The sequence below is a fragment of the Inquilinus limosus MP06 genome (assembly GCF_000767795.1).
GTDB lineage: Bacteria > Pseudomonadota > Alphaproteobacteria > DSM-16000 > Inquilinaceae > Inquilinus > Inquilinus limosus_E.
Genome location: NZ_JANX01000980.1, coordinates 1 through 1,310 on the forward strand (window position 1 = coordinate 1; position 1,310 = coordinate 1,310).

The 1,310-nt window shown below is 73.1% G+C and carries 1 protein-coding gene; it reads left to right on the top strand.

Translation table 11 applies throughout. The annotated features are described in order from the left end of the window. Positions 1-350: 350 nt before the first annotated feature. Positions 351-1,310 (top strand): trypsin-like peptidase domain-containing protein (locus tag P409_RS34570; RefSeq protein WP_034849442.1); only part of this gene is annotated, 960 nt, incomplete at its 3' end.

Consider the following 1,310-nt stretch of genomic DNA (forward strand, 5'->3'; position numbering starts at 1 on the left):
GCGCCCCGGGCTCGGGTCGCCGCCGTCTGGCGCCGCGCCGACCGGTCCCCGGCCCTGCTGCAGGCCCTGGCCCTGCTGCGGGAGGAGATGGCGGGACGCTAGGTCGCTCGGGCTCGTCGGCCGGAGCGACCCCCTCACCGAACCGCTGCGCGGTTTCGACCTCTCCCCGGGGGAGAGGTAACAATCCCTCTCCTCGGGGAGAGGGAGGGGCCCGTCGCGTTGGCGACGGGAGGGTGAGGGGGAGAGCCGGCCTCACATATCACGACCATCCCCCCTCCGCGGCATGCCGGCCCCTGGACGGTGGGCGGGGGCTCGGCTAGACCCAGCCCGTGACCGCGCAGGGAGGAAGGATGTTCCGTTTCGCAGGTGCCGCGGCGGCGGTGCTGCTCCTGCTGGCCGGGCCGGCCGGGGCGGAGCCGGTGGTGCCGGCCAGCAAGGCCGAGATCGACCTCAGCTTCGCGCCGCTGGTGCGCAGCGCGGCGCCGGCCGTGGTCAACATCTATGCCCGCCACATGGTGGTCGAGCGGGCCAACCCGCTGTTCGACGACCCCTTCTTCCAGCGCTTCTTCGGCGACGACATGCCCGGCGGCCGGCCGCGCCAGCGGGTCGAGAACTCGCTCGGCTCCGGCGTCCTGGTCGGGTCCGGCGGGCTGGTGGTCACCAACCACCATGTGATCAAGGACGCGGACCAGATCACCGTGGTGCTGTCGGACCGCACCGAATACGAGGCCGAGGTGGTGCTGTCGGACGAGCGCACCGACCTCGCCTTCCTCAAGCTCAAGGACCTGGCCGGCCGCTCGCTGCCCGCGCTGCCGCTCGGCGACAGCGACGCGCTCGAGGTCGGCGACCTGGTGCTGGCGATCGGCAACCCCTTCGGCGTCGGCCAGACCGTCACCATGGGCATCGTCTCCGCCATCGCCCGCACCGCCGTCGGCATCTCCGACTACGACTTCTTCATCCAGACCGACGCGGCGGTGAATCCCGGCAATTCCGGCGGCGCGCTGATCGACATGAAGGGCCGGCTGGTCGGCATCAACACGGCGATCTACAGCCGCACCGGCGGGTCGCTCGGCATCGGCTTCGCCATCCCGGCCAACATGCTGCGCAGCATGATGCGGGCGGCGGAGACCGGGCAGCCGGTGGTGCGGCCCTGGCTCGGCGCCGACGGCCAGGCGGTCGACCGCAGCTTGGCCGAGGCCTACGGGCTGGACCGGCCGGCCGGCATCCTGGTCAACGGCATCACCGCCGGCGGCCCGGCGGCGCGGGCCGGCCTCAAGGTCGGCGACGTGGTCACCGCGGTCGACGGCCAT